Source organism: Rhodococcus sp. AH-ZY2 (assembly GCF_030916465.1).
Taxonomy (GTDB): domain Bacteria; phylum Actinomycetota; class Actinomycetes; order Mycobacteriales; family Mycobacteriaceae; genus Rhodococcus; species Rhodococcus ruber.
The window spans coordinates 676,411-696,180 of sequence record NZ_CP126458.1; the positions used below are offsets into that span (position 1 = coordinate 676,411).

The 19,770-nt window shown below is 71.2% G+C and carries 22 protein-coding genes; 19 read left to right on the plus strand and 3 right to left on the minus strand.

Annotated elements, in window-relative coordinates; genetic code table 11:
• Window positions 1–68 precede the first annotated feature (68 nt).
• The 5 genes from QNA09_RS04110 (at window position 69) to QNA09_RS04130 (ending at window position 4,047) form a co-directional block, all read left to right on the plus strand.
• Window positions 69–956: an SPFH domain-containing protein gene (locus tag QNA09_RS04110; RefSeq protein ID WP_010593112.1), complete on the plus strand. Its 888-nt coding sequence runs from the start codon at window positions 69–71 to the stop codon at window positions 954–956.
• A gap of 15 nt (window positions 957–971) precedes the next feature.
• The gene (locus QNA09_RS04115) at window positions 972–1,172 is read left to right on the plus strand and encodes a hypothetical protein (RefSeq protein WP_003936370.1); all 201 of its coding nucleotides are present in this window, start codon (window positions 972–974) and stop codon (window positions 1,170–1,172) included.
• A 70-nt stretch (window positions 1,173–1,242) separates the two neighbouring features.
• Window positions 1,243–1,974 carry an enoyl-CoA hydratase gene (locus QNA09_RS04120; protein ID WP_010593111.1) on the plus strand — a complete coding sequence of 244 codons (732 nt, stop codon included), beginning with the start codon at window positions 1,243–1,245 and terminating at the stop codon, window positions 1,972–1,974.
• A 99-nt stretch (window positions 1,975–2,073) separates the two neighbouring features.
• Window positions 2,074–3,189, plus strand: a complete 1,116-nt coding sequence (locus tag QNA09_RS04125; protein ID WP_010593110.1) for an MBL fold metallo-hydrolase — start codon at window positions 2,074–2,076, stop codon at window positions 3,187–3,189.
• Between the two features lie 93 nt (window positions 3,190–3,282).
• Entirely contained in the window at window positions 3,283–4,047 is a 765-nt protein-coding gene (locus tag QNA09_RS04130; RefSeq protein ID WP_017679394.1) for a ZIP family metal transporter, read from the plus strand.
• Window positions 4,048–4,053: 6 nt separating this feature from the next.
• Here QNA09_RS04130 and QNA09_RS04135 read toward each other — a convergent pair whose 3' ends face one another.
• Together QNA09_RS04135 and QNA09_RS04140 are read right to left on the minus strand one after the other, a co-directional pair.
• Window positions 4,054–4,398 carry a sporulation protein gene (locus QNA09_RS04135; RefSeq protein ID WP_010593107.1) on the minus strand — a complete coding sequence of 115 codons (345 nt, stop codon included), beginning with the start codon at window positions 4,396–4,398 and terminating at the stop codon, window positions 4,054–4,056.
• Window positions 4,399–4,449: 51 nt separating this feature from the next.
• Complete coding sequence (locus tag QNA09_RS04140) at window positions 4,450–5,373, minus strand: LysR family transcriptional regulator (protein ID WP_010593106.1); 924 nt, start codon at window positions 5,371–5,373, stop codon at window positions 4,450–4,452.
• Between the two features lie 98 nt (window positions 5,374–5,471).
• Between QNA09_RS04140 and QNA09_RS04145 the strand changes: the two genes are divergently transcribed.
• From QNA09_RS04145 to QNA09_RS04175, 7 genes are all read left to right on the plus strand, one after another.
• Window positions 5,472–5,837: a nuclear transport factor 2 family protein gene (locus QNA09_RS04145; protein ID WP_010593105.1), complete on the plus strand. Its 366-nt coding sequence runs from the start codon at window positions 5,472–5,474 to the stop codon at window positions 5,835–5,837.
• 64 nt (window positions 5,838–5,901) lie between these two features.
• The gene (locus QNA09_RS04150) at window positions 5,902–8,379 is read left to right on the plus strand and encodes an HAD-IC family P-type ATPase (RefSeq protein ID WP_010593104.1); all 2,478 of its coding nucleotides are present in this window, start codon (window positions 5,902–5,904) and stop codon (window positions 8,377–8,379) included.
• A gap of 126 nt (window positions 8,380–8,505) precedes the next feature.
• On the plus strand, window positions 8,506–8,790 hold the full coding sequence (locus tag QNA09_RS04155) for an antitoxin (RefSeq protein WP_010593103.1): 285 nt from the start codon (window positions 8,506–8,508) through the stop codon (window positions 8,788–8,790).
• Window positions 8,791–8,945: 155 nt separating this feature from the next.
• Window positions 8,946–9,164, plus strand: a complete 219-nt coding sequence (locus QNA09_RS04160; protein WP_225222245.1) for an antitoxin — start codon at window positions 8,946–8,948, stop codon at window positions 9,162–9,164.
• Window positions 9,165–9,253: 89 nt separating this feature from the next.
• Window positions 9,254–9,442, plus strand: a complete 189-nt coding sequence (locus QNA09_RS04165; RefSeq protein WP_010593101.1) for an antitoxin — start codon at window positions 9,254–9,256, stop codon at window positions 9,440–9,442.
• 165 nt (window positions 9,443–9,607) lie between these two features.
• Window positions 9,608–10,273, plus strand: coding sequence for a universal stress protein (locus tag QNA09_RS04170; RefSeq protein ID WP_225222247.1), 666 nt, complete (start codon window positions 9,608–9,610; stop codon window positions 10,271–10,273).
• 94 nt (window positions 10,274–10,367) lie between these two features.
• A complete protein-coding gene (locus QNA09_RS04175) occupies window positions 10,368–12,005 on the plus strand; it encodes a Na+/H+ antiporter (RefSeq protein WP_010593099.1) in 1,638 nt (545 codons plus the stop codon).
• A gap of 25 nt (window positions 12,006–12,030) precedes the next feature.
• Here QNA09_RS04175 and QNA09_RS04180 read toward each other — a convergent pair whose 3' ends face one another.
• Window positions 12,031–12,540, minus strand: a complete 510-nt coding sequence (locus tag QNA09_RS04180; protein WP_010593098.1) for a DUF4385 domain-containing protein — start codon at window positions 12,538–12,540, stop codon at window positions 12,031–12,033.
• 174 nt (window positions 12,541–12,714) lie between these two features.
• Here QNA09_RS04180 and QNA09_RS04185 point away from each other — a divergent pair, with 174 nt between their 5' ends.
• From QNA09_RS04185 to QNA09_RS04215, 7 genes are all read left to right on the plus strand, one after another.
• Entirely contained in the window at window positions 12,715–13,932 is a 1,218-nt protein-coding gene (locus tag QNA09_RS04185) for a sensor histidine kinase (RefSeq protein WP_026137457.1), read from the plus strand.
• 88 nt (window positions 13,933–14,020) lie between these two features.
• Window positions 14,021–14,809 (plus strand): LytTR family DNA-binding domain-containing protein, encoded by a 789-nt coding sequence (locus QNA09_RS04190; protein WP_017679397.1) that lies wholly within the window; start codon window positions 14,021–14,023, stop codon window positions 14,807–14,809.
• 122 nt (window positions 14,810–14,931) lie between these two features.
• Window positions 14,932–15,237, plus strand: coding sequence for a hypothetical protein (locus QNA09_RS04195; protein ID WP_225222349.1), 306 nt, complete (start codon window positions 14,932–14,934; stop codon window positions 15,235–15,237).
• A gap of 7 nt (window positions 15,238–15,244) precedes the next feature.
• Window positions 15,245–17,056, plus strand: coding sequence for a cation acetate symporter (locus QNA09_RS04200; protein WP_010593094.1), 1,812 nt, complete (start codon window positions 15,245–15,247; stop codon window positions 17,054–17,056).
• Window positions 17,057–17,216: 160 nt separating this feature from the next.
• Complete coding sequence (locus QNA09_RS04205) at window positions 17,217–17,579, plus strand: DUF485 domain-containing protein (protein ID WP_010593093.1); 363 nt, start codon at window positions 17,217–17,219, stop codon at window positions 17,577–17,579.
• A 20-nt stretch (window positions 17,580–17,599) separates the two neighbouring features.
• Window positions 17,600–19,234 carry a cation acetate symporter gene (locus QNA09_RS04210; protein ID WP_010593092.1) on the plus strand — a complete coding sequence of 545 codons (1,635 nt, stop codon included), beginning with the start codon at window positions 17,600–17,602 and terminating at the stop codon, window positions 19,232–19,234.
• Between the two features lie 71 nt (window positions 19,235–19,305).
• Entirely contained in the window at window positions 19,306–19,737 is a 432-nt protein-coding gene (locus QNA09_RS04215; protein ID WP_010593091.1) for an SRPBCC family protein, read from the plus strand.
• The last annotated feature ends 33 nt before the right edge of the window (window positions 19,738–19,770 follow it).

A 19,770-nucleotide genomic window follows, 5' to 3' on the forward strand; every position in this document is an offset into this window, starting at 1 on the left:
GTCCGGCCGGCCGATAATGTGATATCACTTTAATATCTCATTGGAGTCTCCGGAAAGGGAGTCCCGCCATGTCCGCCACCTCCTCCGTCGTCACGGAGCGGCCCGGAAGGTCCGTCAACGGCTGGTCCGTCCTCGCGATCGCGCTCACCGTGGACATCGCGGCCGTGGCGCTCGCCGTGTTCGGCGCGCTGAACCACAACGTCGCGCTCGTCGTGGTCGGCGCGGTGCTGGTCGTCCCGGCCACCGTCGCGCTCGCCGGCCTGGTCCTCGTCGAGCCCAACGAGGCGCGGGTGCTGCAGTTGCTCGGCAGCTCGTACTCGGGCACCCTCCGGAAGGACGGGTTGCGGTGGATGAACCCGCTCAACACCCGCCGCAAGGTTTCGACCCGGATCCGCAACCACGAGACCGGGATCGCGAAGGTCAACGACGCCGACGGCAACCCCATCGAGATCTCGGCGGTCATCGTGTGGCAGGTCGAGGACACCGCCCGGGCCGTGTTCGATGTCGACGACTTCGAGGAGTTCGTCGCCGTGCAGACCGAGGCGGCCGTCCGTCACATCGCCGGCAGCTACCCGTACGACGCGGGCCCGGAGACGTTGTCGCTGCGGCAGAACGCCGACGAGATCACCACGAGGCTGTCCGCCGAAGTCGACGAGCGGGTCGGATCCGCCGGCGTGCGGGTCGTCGAATCCCGGATCAACCGGCTCGCGTACGCGCCTGAGATCGCGCAGGCCATGTTGCGCCGGCAGCAGGCGGGTGCGGTCATCGCCGCGCGTGAGCAGATCGTCAAGGGCGCGGTCGGCATGGTCGCAACCGCCCTCGAACAGCTCGAGAAGGAACACACCATCGAACTCGACGAGGAGCGCAGGGCCGCGATGGTGAGCAACCTGCTCGTGGTCCTGTGCGGCGACCAGAGCGCGCAACCGGTGCTCAACACCGGATCGCTCTACGCCTGACGCGTCGTCGACACGATGGCCGAACGCAAGAAGCTGCTGCTCCGGCTCGACCCTGCGGTCCACGACGCCCTCGCACGCTGGGCCGCCGACGAGTTGCGCAGCACCAACGCCCAGATCGAGTTCCTGCTCCGTCGTGCGCTGAGCGAGGCCGGACGCATGCCACGCGAGGCCGGGCGCATCCGCAAGCCCGGCCGGCCGCGCGCGGACGAGGACTGACGCGGAGCGCCCTCGCGCCCGCCCCCGGCGGGTGCGATGATGCGTGCCGTCGACGAAAGGTGAAGCACACATGATGGGGATCAGCCGTGACGGCGACGTGGTCACGCTCGAACTGCGGCGCGAGGAGCGCCGCAACGCGCTCAACACCGAGCTGTGCGTCCAGGTCCGGGAGGGGCTCGAGGAGGCCCTCGACGGGGGTGCGCGTGCGGTCGTGATCACCGGGCGCGGCTCGAGCTTCTGTGCCGGCGCCGACCTGTCGGGCGACGTCTACGCGGAAGGATTCCTCGACAGCCTAGGGGAGATGCTCCGTGCGATCCAGGAGGCGCCCGTCCCGGTGATCGCCGCGATCAACGGCCCCGCGATCGGTGCGGGCACCCAGCTCGCTCTCGCGGCGGACCTGCGGGTCGTCGCCCCGGGCGCCCGATTCGCGATTCCGGCGGCGCGTCTCGGTATCTCGGTGGACCGGTGGACGGTCCGGCGGCTGGTCTCCCTGCTCGGCGGCGGCCCCGCGCGGGCCGTGTTGCTCGCCGCCGAACCGGTCGACGCCCACGAGGCGGTCGACCGCGGTCTGGCCAACCGGATCGGCGACCTCGTCGCCGCGCAGTCCTGGGCACGCGAGATCGCCGAACTCGCCCCGTTGTCGCTGCACGCGATGAAGCTGTTCCTCAACGACGACGGCACGCGCGACGAGCCGTCGCCCGAGCAGACGGCCGCGCTCGCCGCGGCGTGGCTCAGCGAGGACGCCCAGGAGGCGCGCCAGGCCCGCTCGGAACGCCGGGCGCCGGTCTTCCGCGGTCGCTGAGCGCGCCCGCGCTCGTGCAGCTGAGCGCGCCCGCGCTCGTGCAGCCGTGCGCGCCCGCGCTCGTGCAGCCGTGCGCGCCCGCGCCCCTACAGTGGTGGGGTGAGCGTCAAGCAGACCGCCTCGTCCGCCCTTGCCGGTGCCGGCTTGCTGTGGGTGGCGCGGGCCGCCCGCGGCGTCCCGGGCTCGATCGGCGCGACCCCGGCGGACATCCGTCCGTACGCCGCCGGCTCACCCCGGTATCGGAACGGGCGCTTCCACAACTCGGAGCCGAGCAGCACCGTGCTGCCCGAGGCCGGCGGCAGCCTTGTCAAGGACATGCTCACCCGCCGGTCCTCGGGTGTGCCGCGCGACGCGGTGCCGCTCGCGCCGCCGCTCGCGCCGGTGCAGGCCGCGGAGCTTGCGGTGACCTGGTACGGACACTCGAGCGCCCTCCTCGAGATCGACGGCCACCGGATCCTCGCCGACCCGGTGTGGAGCGAGCGGGTCTCGCCGTCGGCCGCCGTGGGCCCGGCCCGGCTGCACCCGTCGCCGGTCGAACTCACGGAACTGCCGCCGATCGACGCCGTCGTGATCTCCCACGACCACTACGACCACCTCGACCGCGAGACCGTCGAGGCGCTGGCGGCCACGCAGCCCGAGGCCCGGTTCCTGGTCCCGCTCGGTGTGGGCGCGCACCTGCGCCGGTGGCGGATCCCCGCCGACCGGATCGTCGAGCTGGACTGGGACCAGCACACCGAGGTGGGTGCGCTCACCGTCACCTGCACCGAGGCGCGGCACTTCTCCGGCCGCGGCCTGATCCGCAACATCACGTTGTGGTCCTCGTGGGTGATCGCCGGGCCGACGCGACGGGTGTTCTTCGGCGGCGACAGCGGCTACACACCCCGGTTCGCCGACCTGGGGGACCGCTACGGGCCCTTCGACCTGACGCTGCTGCCGGTAGGCGCGTACGACCCGCGCTGGCCCGACGTGCACATGAACCCGGAGGAGGCGGTGCGCACCCACACCGACCTCGGCGGCGGTGACCATCCCAGCCTGCTCGTCCCCGTACACTGGGGCACCTTCAATCTGGCGTTTCACGCATGGTCCGAGCCGATCGCGCGGCTCCTGCCGGCCGCGCGCGCGGAAGGGGTACCCACGGCCGTACCGATGCCGGGGCAGCGGATCGACGTGCTGCGGCCGGGCTCGCAGGTTCCGTGGTGGGTTCCGCTCGGCTGACTTCGGTGCGCCGGTAGGGTTTCCGGCCTGCCACACGGGGTATCCGGCCGTCCGTCGGGGCGAGTCGGAGGGAGGCCGGTCATCGTCGAATCGTTGATCTTCGGGATCGTCGCGTCGAGCGCACTGGTGCTCGGGGCGTTGGTGGGCGGCTGGGTAGAGATCCCCAAACGCGTTCTCGCGGCGATGCTGGCGTTCGCCGCCGGCGCGCTCATCACCGCCCTGTCGTTCGAGTTGTTCGAGGATTCGTACGAGAAGGGCGGCATCTGGCGCGCGGCGATCGGCCTCGCGGTCGGCGCGATCGTGTTCACCGCGCTCAGCGCGTGGTTGGACCGGGTGGCCGAGGGGCGGCGCGAAAAGGACCACGGCAGTGAGAAACTCGACGTCGATGCCGCCGCCGAGGGAACCGCGCCGTCGTCGTCCTCGGTCAGCGGGGCGGCCGGTCTGGCGCTGCTGGCGGCGGTCACCCTCGACGGGGTGCCCGAGAACGTGGCGCTGGGCGTGTCCCTGGGGGAGGGCACCGGCGGTCTCGCTCTGCTGGTCGCGATCTTCGTGTCCAACTTCCCGGAGTCGCTCGTCGGCAGCGCCTCCATGCGCGCCCAGGGCCGGTCCCGGAGGTACATCGTCGGGATGTGGGTGGCGTGCGCCGCACTGCTGACCGTCGCCGTCGTCGTCGGGGCCGGGCCGCTCGCGGTGACCCCGCCCGAGACGATCTCCCTGCCGTTGGCGTTCGCGGCGGGCGCGGTGCTGGCCTCGCTGGCCGACACCCTGATGCCGGAGGCCTACGAGAAGGGCGGTCCCACGGTGGCGCTGAGCACCGCCGCGGGATTCGTGCTCTCGTTCGTCCTCGCGACGCTGTGAGCGACGTCAGCTCGCCGCGGCGGCCCGCCTGCGTTCGACGAGTGCCCGCGTGACGAAGAAGGCGATCGCCACACTCGCGACGGTGCGCACCAGCCGATTGACATCCACGGCCGGCTGCCACGACAGCTTGCCGCCGCTGATGACGTACGCGCCCACCGGGCGAGCACCCACCCCGAAGCCGCCGCCTTCGCCGTTCTCCCCGTCGGGTGAGTAGCCTCCGCCGCCGCCGGCACCGCCGGAGACCACGGCCGCGGTGATGACGGTCAGGCCGTCCTTCTCGATCGGTTCCGAGTACACGCGCTTGACGGTCACCGTGTCGCGCGCCTTGGCCATCAGGTCCTCGAGATTCACTTCCGCCCCCTGTCCGTCGTGGATTCGACTCCGGCCGGCCGGCCGCGCCCCTCATTCTCGGCCGTGACCGGGCGCCGGGGAAGTGCCCAAGGTCCCTGCGAGCGCGAAGGCGCGGCGACTGTGCCGGACGAGTTCGCGCAGTGCCGGCGCGCCGGTATCGGACCAGATCAGCGACAGCACCGCGGGCGCGGTGGCGTCGTCCACGGCGAGCCCGCACAACCGGCCCTCGACGTGCGCGGCCATCGAGCGGCTGAGGATCGCCACGCCCAGTCCACGGGCGGCCAGGTCGGCGACGGTGTCCGGGGAACTGGCCTGCAGGGCGATGTCGGGGCGCAGGCCGGCGGCGGCGCACGCCCGGTCGAACACGGTCCGGATCCCGGTGCCCGGGGGCATGGACACGACGGGATGGGCGCACACGTCCGCGAGGGTGAGAGGTGCGCGTCCGGTCAGGGGGTGACCGGGCGGCACGGCGGCGACGATCGGTTCGCTGACGAGGGTGAGCGCCTCGAGGCCCGGGGGCGGGGCGGCGGCGGTGCCGACGAGGGCGAGGTCCACGGTGGCGGCACGTACCCGCTCGACGAGCCGGTCGGAGGCATCCTCGACGAGGGTGATCTCGACCCCCGGGTGCGCGCGGTGGAACGCGGCGAGCGCGTCGAACAGCCCGGTGACGGTGCAGGCGGTGACCATGCCGACCACCAGCCGTCCCCGGATCAGGGTCGTCACCTCCTCGACAGCCTGCCGGGCGGCCGCGGCGGAGGCCAACGCCGCCCGGGCGTGCGGCAGCGCCGCCTGCCCGGCCGCGGTCAGGGTGGCGGCGCGGGTGGAGCGGTCGAACAGGGCGGCGCCGAGGTCGTGCTCGAGCTGGCGGATCTGGGCGCTGATCCCGGACTGGCTGATGTGGACGCGGTGGGCGGCCCGGGTGAAGTTCGCCTCCTCGGCCACCGCGACGAAGTACGCGAGCTGCCGCAGTTCCATAAGCTCGGATTCTAGTTTCGATCAGAACAATCTGTTGGACTTCTCATTGCAGGAGTCGGAGGCTGGAGGAGTCCCACCCGTCCGTAGAGAGGATCGCCGTGTCCGATGCAGAGAAGGCCTGGCAGCCCGAGGATCTCACCCGCCTGTTCGTCGAGCGCTCCAACGCCGGCGACGCGGCGGGCGTCGCCGCCCTGTACGAGGAGGACGCCGTGATGGCCTACCCGCCGGGTAGTCGCACGGTGGGACGCGAGGCCATCCGCCGCCTGTGGGAGCAGGTGCTCGAGCACGCGCCCCGATTCGAGCCCGAGCCGTCGCTGCCGACCCTCGTCAGTGGTGACCTCGCGCTGACCGCCACACCGCCGAAGGACGGCGCCGGCGCCCGGGCCCAGGTGGCCCGCCGCCAGCCCGACGGCAGCTGGCTGCGGGTGCTCGACCAGCCCGAGTTCGTCCGCCCGGACCGCTGAGCCGGGTCGCGAGCCGCGTCACGGTGTGGGGGTGGATCGCAACGGGTGGCTTAGCCTGTTTCCCATGGCAGCAGAGGAGCCCACCGCGGTCGCCGACCAGGCAGCTGTGCCCCCGACCGACGCGCGGCACGTCGCGCTGGGCCTGACCACCGAGCAGGTCGCCGAACGGGTGGCCCGGGGCGCCACCAACGACGTGCCGGACCGGGCGTCGCGGTCGGTCGGAGAGATCGTCCGCGCCAACGTCTTCACCCGCATCAACGCGATCCTCGGCGTCCTGCTGGCCATCGTCCTGGCCACCGGATCGATCATCGACGGCATGTTCGGCCTGCTGATCATCCTCAACAGCGCCATCGGCATCGTGCAGGAGATCCGCGCCAAGTGGACCCTCGACCGGCTCGCGATCGTCAGCCAGGCCAAGCCGCTCGTCCGCCGCGACGGGGTGGTGGCCGAGCTGCCGCCGCACGACGTGGTGCTCGACGACATCATCGAACTCGGACCCGGCGACCAGGCGGTGGTCGACGGCGTCGTCGTCGAGACCGAGGGACTTGAACTCGACGAATCGCTGCTCACCGGCGAGGCCGACCCCGTGCACAAGGAACTCGGCGCGCGGGTCCTCTCCGGCAGTTTCGTCGCGGCGGGCAGCGGCTCCTATCGCGCCACGAAGGTCGGCCGCGATGCGTACGCGGCCCGGCTCGCCGAGGAGGCCAGCAAGTTCACGCTCGTGCACTCGGAACTGCGCGCCGGGATCGACAAGATCCTGAAATTCATCACCTACCTGATGATTCCGGCGGGCCTGCTCATCATCTACAACCAGCTGTTCTCGAGCGGCCAGCCCCTCGGTCCCGCGCTCAGCGGCATGGTCGCCGCGCTCGTGCCGATGGTCCCCGAGGGGCTGGTACTGATGACGTCGATCGCGTTCGCCGTGGGCGTGATCCGTCTCGGTCACCGGCAGTGCCTCGTGCAGGAACTGCCGGCCATCGAGGGACTCGCCCGCGTCGACGTGGTGTGCGCCGACAAGACCGGCACGCTCACCGAGAACGGCATGCGCCTGGCCGACCTCGTGTGCGTCGACGGCAGCGACGAGGCCGCCGTCCGTGCCGCCCTCGCGGCGATGGCGGCCGACGATCCGCGTCCCAACGCCAGCGTCCTCGCCGTACGCGAGGCCCTGCCCGACGACCCCGGCTGGGGAGAGGCCACCGCCGTCGCCCCGTTCTCGTCGGCGAAGAAGTGGAGCGGCCAGTCCTACGGCACTCACGGCAACTGGGTGCTCGGCGCCCCCGACGTGCTTCTCGATCCGGCCTCGGCGACGGCCCGGCGCGCGGAGGAACTCGGCGCACAGGGACTGCGGGTGCTGCTGCTGGGCCGATGCGACCGGGCCGTCGACGACCCGCAGGCCCCCGGCGCCGTCACCGCGCAGGCCCTCGTCGTGCTCGAACAGCGGGTGCGGCCCGACGCCAAGCCCACCCTCGAGTACTTCGCGAGCCAGCACGTCGACGTCAAGGTCATCTCCGGCGACAACGCCGTCTCGGTCGGCGCTGTCGCGACGTCGCTCGGCCTGCCGCACGCCGAGCATCCCGTCGATGCCCGCGCCCTGCCGGAGGACCGCGACCGGCTCGCCGACACCCTCGACTCGGCCACCACGTTCGGTCGCGTGCGGCCGGACCAGAAACGCGCGATGGTCGGTGCGCTGCAATCGCGCGGGCACACCGTCGCCATGACCGGCGACGGGGTCAACGACGTGCTGGCGCTCAAGGACGCCGACATCGGGGTCGCGATGGGCTCCGGGAGCCCGGCCACCCGCGCGGTCGCGCAGATCGTGTTGCTGGACAACAAGTTCGCGACCCTGCCCTACGTCGTCGCCGAGGGCCGCCGGGTGATCGGCAACATCGAGCGGGTCTCGAACCTGTTCCTCACCAAGACCGTGTACTCCGTGCTGCTGGCCTTCCTCGTCGGACTGTCGGGTGCGTTGTCCCAGGTGTTCGACTACGAGCCGCTGCCGTATCCGTTCCTGCCGCGGCACGTGACGATCGCGGCCTGGTTCACCATCGGAGTCCCCGCGTTCATCCTGTCGCTCGCTCCCAACAACGAACGGGCCCGTTCCGGATTCGTCTCGCGCGTGATGCGCCTGGCGATCCCGTCGGGTGTGATCATCGGGATCAGCACCTTCGTCTGCTACCTGCTGGTGTACGCGGGGCCCGAGCAGACCGAGGCGCAGAAGATGCAGGCCGGCACCGCGGCGCTGATCACCCTGATCATGATCGCGTTGTGGGTGCTCGCCGTGGTGGCGCGGCCGTACGTGTGGTGGAAACTGGTGCTGCTGGGCGGCTCGGTGCTCGGCTACGTCGTCCTGTTCGCGTTCCCGGCCGTCCGCGAGTTCTTCGCGCTCGACATCTCCAACGTCGGCGCCATGGTCACGGCGTTCACGTGCGGGGCGATCGGCGTGGTCCTCGTGGAGGTCTCATGGTGGGTGACCGGGCGGATCCACGGTGAGCACCGTCGGTTGTTCGCCGCCAGTGAAGACCTGTTGCCGGGCGAGCACTGACCGGGGACGAGATCACTGCCCGGCCGCGGCCGGGGACGAGATCACTGCCCCGGCCGCGGCAGGTTTGGGATCGGGCCTGCGGTGGCACGCTGAGGCATCGATCCCCCGAGCGGAAGGAGCAGGCCGATGGGCCTGAAGGATTCCATCAAGGGTCTCGTCGACAAGGGCAAGGCCTACGCGGAGAAGAACCCGGACAAGGCCGACCGGTTCGTCGACAAGGCAGGCGACGCCGCCGATGCCCGGACGGGCGGCAAGTACGCCCAGCACGTGGACAAGGTTCAGGACGCCGCGAAGAAGCACCTCGGTACCGCGGACAATCCCGTCCCCGGAACGACGCCGGCCCCCGGCGGACAACCCGGGCCGGAGTCGGATCCCGGTCCGCAGGCGCAACCGGGCCCGCGCACGCCGTAGGTGCGCACGTGCTCGGCGGGAGATCCCGGCCGGGGGTCTCCCGCTCGGCCGGTGGCACGGCCGCCTCGGCTGGTGGCACGACCGCCTCGGCCGGTGGCACGCTGGTGACGACCCACGAATGCACACGGAGAAGGGGTGAGCCTGCGATGCGATTCATGGATTCGGTCAAGGGGTTGGTCGACAAGGGCAAGGACTATGCCCGGAAGAACCCGGGCACGGTGAATCGCGCCATCGACAAGGCCGGCGATGTCGCCCGGACCAAGGGACCGCGCAAGTACTCCCGGCATGTCGGCAAGGCGCAGGACGCGGTGAAGAAGACCCTCGGCACCGAACATCACGGGCCCGGCCCGGATCCTGGACCCGGCGTCCGATAGCGACTCGGCGGACACGGCCCACGTCCGGTCGCGGCCTTGCTGTGTGGCAGGCTGGGCCCGCTCGCTCATTCGGACGAAAGGGATGCGACGTGGGCTTCATGGATTCGGTCAAGGGGATCGTCGACAAGGGCAAGGAGTTCGCGGCACAGAACCCCGACAAGATCGACGACGCGATCGAGAAGGCCGGGGACCTCGCGGACCGCAAGACCGACGGCAAGTACGCCGGCCAGGTCGACAAGGTGCAGGACGCGGCCCGGAAGGCGCTGCGCCCCGAATAGACCGCGCTGACCGAGTGCTGACCAGGTGGATCGCAGCGGATGGTCGGCACGACGGCGAATCCGGTCCTCATGGCTGCCGGATCGCGATCGCGGCGGGCACGTGTGTATATCGCCCGATTCGTCCGCAAGGTCGGACTCCCGGCTGGAATGTGTGACCATGGGACGATGCGGCCGGTAATTCTCGTCGTCTTCCTGATCGTGTGGGTGCTGATCGGCCTGGCGACCGGTCTGTGGATGGCCAGGCGCGGGCACGACCCGAGATGGACCCTGATCGCGGTTGCTCTGGGGCCGCTGTTCGTGCCGATCGCCTACGAACGCGTCGAGCGGCAGCCACGCTCCGCCCGTCCCGAGTCTCCGACAGCGCCGGTCCTCTCGGAGCCGGACGGCCTGCGGGTGCTGATCGGGTTCGACGGATCGCCCCACGCGGAGCAGGCGCTGCGGGAGGCCCGGGCGATCTTCGGTTCCCGGCTCGGCACGCTGAGCCTGGCGCAGGTGGTCTCGTTCGACACGGCGGACGAGGACTGCGCCGAGGCGACGGACGAGGTGTCCGGCCGGCTCGCGGCGGCAACCGCGGACGTCACCGGCGTCGAGGTCCGCCACGAAGTGCTGGCCGGGCCACCGGGGGAGACGCTGTGCTGGTACGCCGCCGACGGCAAGGCGGACGTGATCGTCGTCGGCCGACGCGGCCGCGGCATGTCGCGGCGACTGCTGGGCAGCGTCTCCGCGCACCTCGTCGAGCACGCCCGGGTGCCGGTGCTCGTCGTCGAACCGGACGCACTCGAGTCGCCGTCCGCGCGACCGTCCGGCCGAGAGGCCCCGTCGCACCCCTGACGCGCACTCCTGACGCACACACGTGGACGACGCCTACGCCCGGCCACCGGCTCGTCCGACGCCGTCGAACCCCCACCCACGTCACAATCGACGGGTGAACGGGACCTGGATTCTGCTCGTCGTCATCGCCGCCATCGCCGTCACCGGTCTCGCCAACCGGAGCAACCTGCAGGCCCCACTCGTCCTCGTGACCATCGGCTCGCTCGCGTCCTTCATTCCCGGAATGCCGCGGCTCGAGCTCCACCCGCACGTCATCCTCGGGGTGGTGCTGCCCCCTCTGCTCTACTCCGCGGCACTGCGCTTCTCCGTCGCGACGTTCCGCAGGCACCTCACCCCGATCCTGCGGCTCGGCATCTTCACGGTTCTCGCGACGGCGTTCGCCGTCGCGCTCTCCGCGTCCTGGCTGGTCCCGGAGTTGACCCTCGGGGCGGCGCTGGTGCTCGGTGCGGTGGTGGCGCCGACCGACGCGGTCAGTGCCGTCGCCGTAGGGCGGAAGCTCGGCCTGCCCAAGCGGGTGATCGCGGTGCTCACCGGTGAGGGCCTGGTCAACGACGCGACCGCACTGACACTGTTCGCCGTCGCGGTGTCGGCGGTCGCCGGCACCCGGGTGTTCGCGACGGATTCCCCGCTGGCGTTCTTCGGGTACGAGGTGATCGGCGGCGTGGCGATCGGCCTGCTGCTTGCCACGGTTGTGCACCTGATTCGGGGCCGAATGTACGATTCTCCGCTGGAAACCGTGCTCGGACTGGTCCTTCCGTTCACCGCCTACCTCGCCGCCGAGGAGATCGGGGCCTCCGGTGTGCTCGCCGTCGTCGCGGCCGGGCTGTACATGGGGCACCGCGCCACCGACGCGTCGGTGGCCACGCGGATCCAGGAGCGGGCCGTGTGGGAGAGCCTCGACATTCTGCTCGAGATGTTCGTCTTCGCCTACATGGGTCTGCAGCTGAAGTTCGTCATCGACGAGGTCCGCGACAACGGCCTCGACGTCCACGTCGCCTTCCTCTACGGCTTCGCGATCCTCGGCGTGGTGATCGCCGTGCGCCCCCTGTGGGTGCTGCTGCACTGGGCGCGACGACGTCTCACGCGGAGCATCGGGCTGGACCGGCTGGGCCGGGATCAGTTCAGCGGACGCGAGTACCTGGTCATCTCCTGGGCCGGGATGCGCGGGGTCGTGACCCTCGCCGCTGCCGGCGGCATCCCGTTCGTCCTCGCCTCCGGTGAGCCGTTTCCCGGACGCGAGATCGTCCAGGTGATCGCCTTCGTCGTAGCCGTGGGCACCCTGCTCGTCCAGGGCGCCACGATGCCGGCGCTCATCCGCGCGCTGAACGTCGCCGACCCGTACGAGCGGCTCTACACCGAGCAACAGACTGAACTCGCGCGCACCATCTCGGCCGCGGCGGCACGACAGCACCTCACCGAACTCGCGGCGAATCCACCGGACGGCGTGGACGCCGACGACCTGCAGCGCATCCTCGACCGGGTGAACCGGTCGATGCAGTCCCGCGCCGAGGCGCAACAGGCGGAGGACGCGGGGGAGCGCGATCCGTCCGTGCTGCACGCGGCGGCGCTGTTCGAAACGTTCCGCCGCTCGGTGCTGCGCGCCCAGCGGCAGGCTCTGATCGCTGCGCGCGACGACGGCGACCTCGACGACGAGACCTTGCGCACGGTGCTGGAGGGACTCGACATCGAGGAGGCGGCCGCGGAGGAACGGATCAACCGTCGGCGTCGCTGACCGTTCGGCCCGGACGGGTGGACCATCAGCCGTACAGCTCCCGGTGCCGCCGCCGCTGTTCCACGTACCGGGGCTCCGCCGCGGCCCGGTCCCACGCCTGCTTGAACACCGCTGCGGCCGCAGCCTTCTCCGCGTCCTCGGGACCCCGGGGGAGCTCCGCGCGGCCGTGCGCGCCGCTGCGACCCCGGCGGTCCTGCGGGACGGGCCCGTCGTACTTGCGACCACCCGGACGAGCGGCGTACCGGCGTGCCCGCGTGTACCCCATCTGGAGGAACTTGCGGGCCATGTCCGCGCCCACGAAATCCCCCTCGTCGAGATACGAGAAGAACATCGTCAGGATCGTGCCGGCACTCGTCCGGGCCTGCTCGACCGTCGCGAACCGCCAGTGCGGCAGCAACTCCGACTTGTACGGCTCGACCTTCAGCACGCCCTGCTCCCCGCGGCCGACACGGTAGAGGTGCGGCTGCCGACGCAGGTCGAGATTCGCGTAGTCGAGCGAGTAGTCGAACGGGCGGGGCCCACGTCGAGCGGTCACCCCCGGGAGTCTCCCACGGCCGATTCGGCGCCGCGCCGCCTTCGGTGCTCTGCCCGCGCCGCGAATCGGCAACTCGTAGCGTGGAGCCATGACCGACCCGCTCGACCGTGCATGCGTCCACCCGTCGCCTCCGCCGCCGGCCGGGTGCGAGCATCGGCCGGAACCGGTGACGCGGTGAACGGCACGGTCGTCGCCCTCCTCGCCGTCGCGGTGCTCGTCCTCGCCGGCGTCGCCGCCCTGTGGCTGCGCACCCGGCGCGGCCTGACCACCCCCGCCGAACGCGCCGTGCACGCCACCCTGCACACCGCATCGCTCGCCGCCCGGCCGCTGCGGCGGGGCCTCGACGCGACGTCCGCGCAGGAGGCCGCCCCGCACCTGCGCTCCCTCACCGGCACACCCTCCGTCGCGCTCGTCGACGCGGACGGCACCTGCCTGGCGTGGAGCGGTCCCTTCGAGGGGCTGTCCGAGCAGTTGCTCGCCGCCGCCCACCGCGCCGTCGCCGAGGATCGGCGCGTCCTCGTCGGTCACGGCGACCTCGTGCGCGGCGCCGACGATCAGGCGGCACGGGCCGTGATCGTGCAGCCGCTCGTCATCGACGGTGTCGGCGTCGTCGGCGCGCTCGGCGTCGTCACAACCACCGAACCCGGACCGGCCCTGCTCGGCGTGCTGACCGAAGTCGCCCGCTACGCCTGCAGCCAGATCGAACTCGCCGAACTCGACGCCTCCCGCGCCCGTCTCGACCGCGCCGAGGTACGGGCCCTGCGCGCGCAGATCAGCCCGCACTTCATCTACAACGCCCTCGGCACCGTCGCGTCCTTCGTGCGCACCGACCCCGAACGCGCCCGCGAACTGCTCCTCGAATTCGCCGACTTCACCCGGTACTCCTTCCGGGCAGCCGGGGAGTACACCCTGCTCGCCGACGAACTGCGCAACATCGACCGCTACCTCACGCTCGAACGGGCCCGCTTCGGCAATGCCCTCGAGGTGCGGCTGCAGGTCGCGCCGGAGGTCCTCAACGTGGTGCTGCCGTTCCTCGCCCTGCAACCCCTCGTCGAGAACGCGGTGCGGCACGGCATCGCCGGCAAGAGCACCCGCACCGGCACCATCAGCATCGTCGCCGCGGACGAGGGCACCGACTGCGTCATCAGCGTCGAGGACGACGGCGTCGGAATGGACCCCGAACTCCTGCGCTCAGGCGACCTCGACGCCGTCGCCGAGGGACAAGGTCGCACCAGCGCCAAGGAGGCGGCGCACGTGGGACTCGCCAACGTCGACGACCGCCTGCGCGCGGCGTTCGGCAACGACTACGGCCTCGTCGTCGAGACTGCCCCCGGGGCCGGGACGAAGGTCAGCATGCGGGTACCGAAGTTCCGTCCCGGGATCCGGGCATGACGCGACCCTTCCGCTACCCGGTCACCCTGGGCGCGAGTGGCCCGGTCCGCTCCGCTCGGACGGTCCGGCATGGCACGATGGACCGGCTGTGAACGAGACCACCGACACCCTCACCGTGCTGGCCGTCGACGACGAACCGCCGGCCCTCGACGAACTCGCGTACCTGCTGCGGCGGCGCGAGGAGATCGGCCACGTCCACACCGCGGGCGAGGCGACCACCGCCCTGCGGCTGCTGCGCGACGGCGGAATCGACGCGGTGTTCCTCGACATCAACATGCCCGGCCTCGACGGCCTCGAGCTCGCCGGCATCCTGCGCAACTTCGCGAACCCGCCCGCCGTCGTGTTCGTGACCGCGCACGACGACCGGGCGGTGGCGGCGTTCGACCTCGGGGCCGTCGACTACCTCCTCAAACCCCTGCGCGAGGAGCGGCTCGCCGAGGCGGTGCGCCGCATCGCCGAGCGCCGCCGCACCCGCGAAACCGAATCCGCTGCCGCGGGTGCCGCGGCCTCGGACGAGGTGATCCCCGTCGAACTCGGCGGCGTGACCACGCTGGTGCCGCGGTCGTCCGTGCAGTGGGTCGAGGCCGACGGCGACTACGCACGCCTGCACACCGGCACCGGCTCCCACCTCGTGCGCATCCCCATCTCCACGCTCGAGAGCCGCTGGGCCGACGCCGGGTTCCTGCGGGTGCACCGCTCCTATCTGGTGGCGTTGCCCCTGGTGACCGGCATCCGCAGCGTCGGTTCCGGCCTCGTGGTGTGCCTGCGCGCCGAGGAGGGCAAGCCGGCCGTCGAACTGCCGGTGAGCCGTCGTCACACCCGCGAACTCAAGGACCGCCTGATCCGCGGCCCGATGCAGACCTGGACGAGCAGATGAGTCCGTCCGGCGGCTCACCGTCGCGCAGCTCGGGGAGCGGTTCGGGCGGCCCGCCGCCGCGTGGTTCGGGCGGCCCGCCGCCGCGGGAACGGGTGGTGCTCGCCCAGCGCCGCGGTGCCCGCATGGTGCGCACCCGCGTGGAGGTCCAGGAACAGACCGAGGTCGGGGAGGCGATGGTGCGCGGCCTGGTCCGCGCCCAGCTCGGCCTCGCCACGCGGCTCGCGCTCGTCGCGGTGTGCCTGCTGTGCGCCCTGCCCGTGCTGTTCCACTTCGTGCCGCACCTGACGGACGTGACCGTGCTCGGCATCCGGTTGCCGTGGCTGCTGCTCGGCTTCGTCGGGTACCCGCTGCTGCTCGGCATCGGCCGGCTCTACGTCCGCCTGGCCGAACGCAACGAGCAGGACTTCACCGACCTGGTCGACGACTGAGCGGCCCATGGACACCGGTTCGATCCCCGTCGCCACCGTCGTCGGTCTCGTCTTCGCCGCCGCCGCCACCGTCGCGATCGGCATCTACGGAGTCCGGCTGGCCCGCACCACCTCCGACTTCCTCATCGCCTCCCGCAGCGTCGGACCCCGCTGGAACGCCGCCGCGATCTCCGGTGAATACCTTTCCGCTGCCTCCTTTCTCGGCGTAGCCGGACTCATCGCCAAGTACGGCGCCGACGCCCTGTGGTACCCGGTGGGCTTCACCGCGGGCTACCTGGGTCTGCTGCTGTTCGTCGCCGCCCCGCTGCGCCGGTCCGGCGCCTACACCGTGCCGGACTTCGCGGAGTTCCGGCTCGGTGCGCGATGGCTGCGCACCCTGTCGATGGTGATCGTCGCCGTCGTCTGCGTGCTCTACCTCGTCCCCCAGTTCCAAGGCGCGGGACTGACGCTGAACATCCTGCTCGGGGTTCCCGACTGGGTCGGCGTCGTCGCGGTCGCCGTCATCGTCGTCGGCAACGTCGTCGGCGGCGGCATGCGCTCGATCACCTTCGTCCAGGCGTTCCAGTACTGGCTCAAGCTCACCGCCGTCGCGGTGCCCGCCCTCGTGCTCGTCGTCCACTTCTTCGACGACGACCGCGCCGTCGGCCGGCCGGCGCCCCCGACGGTCACCGAGCGCACCACCGTCGACGTCACCACCGATGTCGTCGTCCAGGTCGGCGAGCCCCTCGCGGTCACGGCGACCGGACGGGTCGACGGACGGACCGTGGACGGCACCGTGCTGCTCGCGCCCGGTGAGCACGAGGTGGCCGCCGGCACGGCGCTGGTGCTCGAGCCCGGCGCGGCCGTGCCGGTGGTGGCCGGGGCACCCGCCACCAACGACGACTGGGTCGCTCCCGGCGGTGGGATCGGGGGCGCCCACCCCATGTTCCAGGTGTATTCGCTGATCCTCGCCACCTTCCTCGGCACGATGGGCTTGCCGCACGTGCTGGTGCGCTTCTACACCAACCCGGACGGGCGAGCGGCCCGCATGACGTCGCTCGCGGTGATCGCCCTGCTCGGCGTGTTCTATCTGTTCCCGACGCTGCTCGGGGTGTTCGCACGCCTGTACGTGCCGCAACTGCTCATCACGGGCCGCTCCGATGCGGCCGTGCTGCTGCTGCCGGGGTCGGTGCTCTCCGGACTGGGTGGCCAGCTGCTCGCCGCGCTCGTCGCCGCGGGGGCGATCGCGGCGTTCCTGTCCACGTCCTCGGGGTTGCTGGTCAGCGTCGCCGGTGTGCTGTCCACCGACGTGCTGCGCGGACGCGTGCGCGACTTCCGGATCGCGGCCGTCCTCGCGGGCCTGGTGCCCCTCGGCCTGTCGCTGGCGGTGACGTCGCTGGACCTGTCGCGGGCCGTGGGCCTGGTGTTCGCGGTGGCCGCCTCCACGCTGTGCCCGCTGCTGATGCTCGGCATCTGGTGGCGTGGGCTGACCGCGGTCGGCGCGGCCGCCGGCATGGTGACCGGCGCGGTCGTGGCCGGGGGCGCGGCCCTGGTCGTCGTGCTGGTGCGGATCGATCCCGAGGCCGGTGGCGGCTGGGTCGCCGCCGTCGTCGGCTACCCGGCCGCCGTGAGTGTGCCGCTCGCGTTCGCCACCATGATCGTGGTCAGCCTCGCCACCCGCGCTCGCGTCCCGGCGGACGTCGGGCGGGTCTTCTCCCGCATGCACGTGCCCGAGCGGCTCGGGATGGGCCGGGACCGGGAACTCGGGGCGTTCGAGGACACCGGCGTTCCCGCAGAGCCCCGCGGACCGGGCCAGCCGTCCCCGCGTGGGGAGCACTGAGCTGCCACTCGTCGCGCCCGGCAGACCGTTCGCCGCACCGGGCGACAGCTCACCGTGTGACCGGTGCCACCTTCTTTTCGTGTGACTCCGGTCTCACTACGGTCTACTGGTAGTACGCCTCACAGGGGCGATCCCTGAAGCCACGACCAAGGAGTCGGCAGTGACCACAGCTCACCTCGGCAAGGGCGGGGCGCTCGAACGCCGCACGCCCGATGCGCAGGACTTCGTCGACATGCAGGCGAGTCCGGAGTTCCAGGACTTGCGCCGCCGGCTCCGGCGGTTCGTCTTCCCGATGACGGGGCTCTTCCTCACCTGGTACTTCGTGTACGTCCTGCTGGCCACCTACGCCGCCGACTTCATGGCGACCAAGGTGCTCGGCAACATCAACCTCGGCCTGATCCTCGGACTCGGCCAGTTCGTCTCGACGTTCGTCATCACCGCGCTCTACGTGCGGTTCGCCAATCGTGACCTGGATCCGCGGTCCGCCGCGATCCGCGAAGAGCTGGAAGGACCGGCCCAGTGACAACGAATGCGCTCGCGCATGTGACAGTTCTGGCTCAGGGTGCCACCGACGTCGGCAACCCGCTGTTCAACATCGCGATCTTCGTCGCGTTCGTCGTCGTGACGATGAGCCTGGTCATCCGGGCCAGCCGCTCGACCAAGAAGGCCTCCGACTTCTACACCGGCGGCGGGCAGTTCTCGGGCCCGCAGAACGGCTTCGCGATCGCCGGCGACTACCTGTCGGCGGCGTCGTTCCTCGGCATCGCCGGCGCCATCGCGGTCTACGGGTACGACGGCTTCCTGTACTCCATCGGCTTCCTCGTCGCCTGGCTCGTCGCCCTGCTGCTCGTCGCCGAACTGCTCCGCAACACCGGTCGGTTCACCATGGCCGACGTGCTGAGCTTCCGGCTCAAGCAGCGGCCCGTGCGCATGGCCGCCGCGCTGTCCACCCTCGCGGTGTCGCTGTTCTACCTGCTCGCCCAGATGGCCGGTGCCGGTGGCCTCGTCGCGCTGCTGCTCAACATCGACGGCCAGCTCGGCCAGGGCATCGTCGTCGCCGTGGTCGGCGTCCTGATGATCGTGTACGTGCTCGTCGGCGGCATGAAGGGCACCACCTACGTGCAGATGGTCAAGGCCGTGCTGCTCGTCGCCGGCGCCGGCATCATGTTCGTGCTCGTCCTGCTGGCTGTCCGCGGCAACTTCTCGCAGCTGCTGGCCGACGCGCAGGCCATGGTCAACAGCTCCACCAACGAGGCCGTCGCCGGTCGCGACGTGCTCGCTCCGGGCGCCAAGTACGGCATCAGCGACATGACCCGTCTCGACTTCGTCTCGCTCGGCATCGCCCTGGTGCTCGGCACCGCCGGCCTGCCGCACGTGCTGATGCGCTTCTACACCGTGCCCACGGCCAAGGAAGCACGTCGCTCGGTGACCTGGGCCATCGCCCTCATCGGCGGGTTCTACCTGTTCACCCTGGTGCTCGGCTACGGCGCCGCCAAGCTGGTCGGACCGGACGTCATCCTCGGCGCCCCCGGCAAGGAGAATTCGGCCGCGCCGCTGCTCGCCTTCGAACTCGGCGGCACCATCTTCCTCGGCATCATCTCCGCCGTCGCGTTCGCCACGATCCTTGCGGTCGTCGCCGGCCTCGCGATCACCGCGTCCGCGTCCTTCGCCCACGACATCTACGCCAGCGTGATCAAGCGCGGCAACGCCTCCGAGGAGGACCAGGTGCGGGTCTCCCGCATCACCGTCGTGGTGATCGGATTGGTCTCGATCGTGCTGGGCATCCTCGCGATGGGCCAGAACATCGCCTTCCTCGTGGCCCTGGCCTTCGCGGTCGCCGCGTCCGCCAACCTGCCGACGCTGCTGTACTCGCTGTTCTGGAAGAAGTTCAACACCACCGGCGCCCTGTTCAGCATCTACGGCGGCCTGATCAGCTGCCTGCTGCTCATCGCCCTCTCCCCGGCGGTCTCCGGCAAGCCGTCCTCGATGTTCCCGGACGCGGACTTCGCCCTCTTCCCGCTCGCCAACCCCGGCATCGTGTCGATCCCGCTGGCCTTCGTCCTCGGCATCGTCGGCACCTTCATCGGGCGCCGCAAGCTGGAGGATCCGGCCAAGCAGGCCGAGATGGAGGTCCGTTCCCTCACCGGTGTCGGTGTCGAAAAGGCTGTCGCCCACTAGGCAACACCCACGGAGCGCGGGTTCGGGGTCGATCACCCCGGGCCCGCGCTTCGGCGTCTACGCTGCCGGGCATGGCCAAACTCGAGGTATCGACCGACCTTCCGCTCGAACCGCACCTCACCTGGGTGCGCGCGTCGGACCTGCACGGATTCGACGAGTGGCTGACCATCCACGACGGGTGGCGCAGCGACCTGCCGAGCGAACTCGTCGTCGGCACCACCGCAGAGTCGGTCGTGTCGGTGAAGGGGATGCGCAACCGGGTCGCGTGGACCGTCCGCGAGATCGACTCGCCGCACCACCTCGTCCTGCACGGTTCCGGCAAGGGCGGCACCCGCTTCAAGTTGCGGATGACGGTCCGGGCCGTCGGGGTCGGTTCCGTGCTCAGCCTGAACATCGACCTGGGCGGGGCGCCGCTGTTCGGGCCGATCGGCTCGGGTGTCGCGCGGGCCCTGCACGGCGACATCGAAGCCTCACTGCGCCGATTCGCCGAACTGTACGGCTGAGCCGCCCATGAGCTGCGCCGAGGATGCACTTTT

Excerpts from the sequence above, each read along its gene's own strand:
- QNA09_RS04110 (WP_010593112.1), top strand. The coding sequence starts at position 69 with ATGTCCGCCACCTCCTCCGTCGTCACGGAGCGGCCCGGAAGGTCCGTC.
- QNA09_RS04115 (WP_003936370.1), top strand. The coding sequence starts at position 972 with ATGGCCGAACGCAAGAAGCTGCTGCTCCGGCTCGACCCTGCGGTCCAC.
- QNA09_RS04120 (WP_010593111.1), top strand. The coding sequence starts at position 1,243 with ATGATGGGGATCAGCCGTGACGGCGACGTGGTCACGCTCGAACTGCGG.
- QNA09_RS04140 (WP_010593106.1), bottom strand. The coding sequence starts at position 5,373 with ATGGAACTGCGGCAGCTCGCGTACTTCGTCGCGGTGGCCGAGGAGGCG.
- QNA09_RS04150 (WP_010593104.1), top strand. The coding sequence starts at position 5,902 with ATGGCAGCAGAGGAGCCCACCGCGGTCGCCGACCAGGCAGCTGTGCCC.
- QNA09_RS04155 (WP_010593103.1), top strand. The coding sequence starts at position 8,506 with ATGGGCCTGAAGGATTCCATCAAGGGTCTCGTCGACAAGGGCAAGGCC.
- QNA09_RS04160 (WP_225222245.1), top strand. The coding sequence starts at position 8,946 with ATGGATTCGGTCAAGGGGTTGGTCGACAAGGGCAAGGACTATGCCCGG.
- QNA09_RS04170 (WP_225222247.1), top strand. The coding sequence starts at position 9,608 with ATGCGGCCGGTAATTCTCGTCGTCTTCCTGATCGTGTGGGTGCTGATC.
- QNA09_RS04195 (WP_225222349.1), top strand. The coding sequence starts at position 14,932 with ATGGTGCGCACCCGCGTGGAGGTCCAGGAACAGACCGAGGTCGGGGAG.
- QNA09_RS04200 (WP_010593094.1), top strand. The coding sequence starts at position 15,245 with ATGGACACCGGTTCGATCCCCGTCGCCACCGTCGTCGGTCTCGTCTTC.
- QNA09_RS04215 (WP_010593091.1), top strand. The coding sequence starts at position 19,306 with ATGGCCAAACTCGAGGTATCGACCGACCTTCCGCTCGAACCGCACCTC.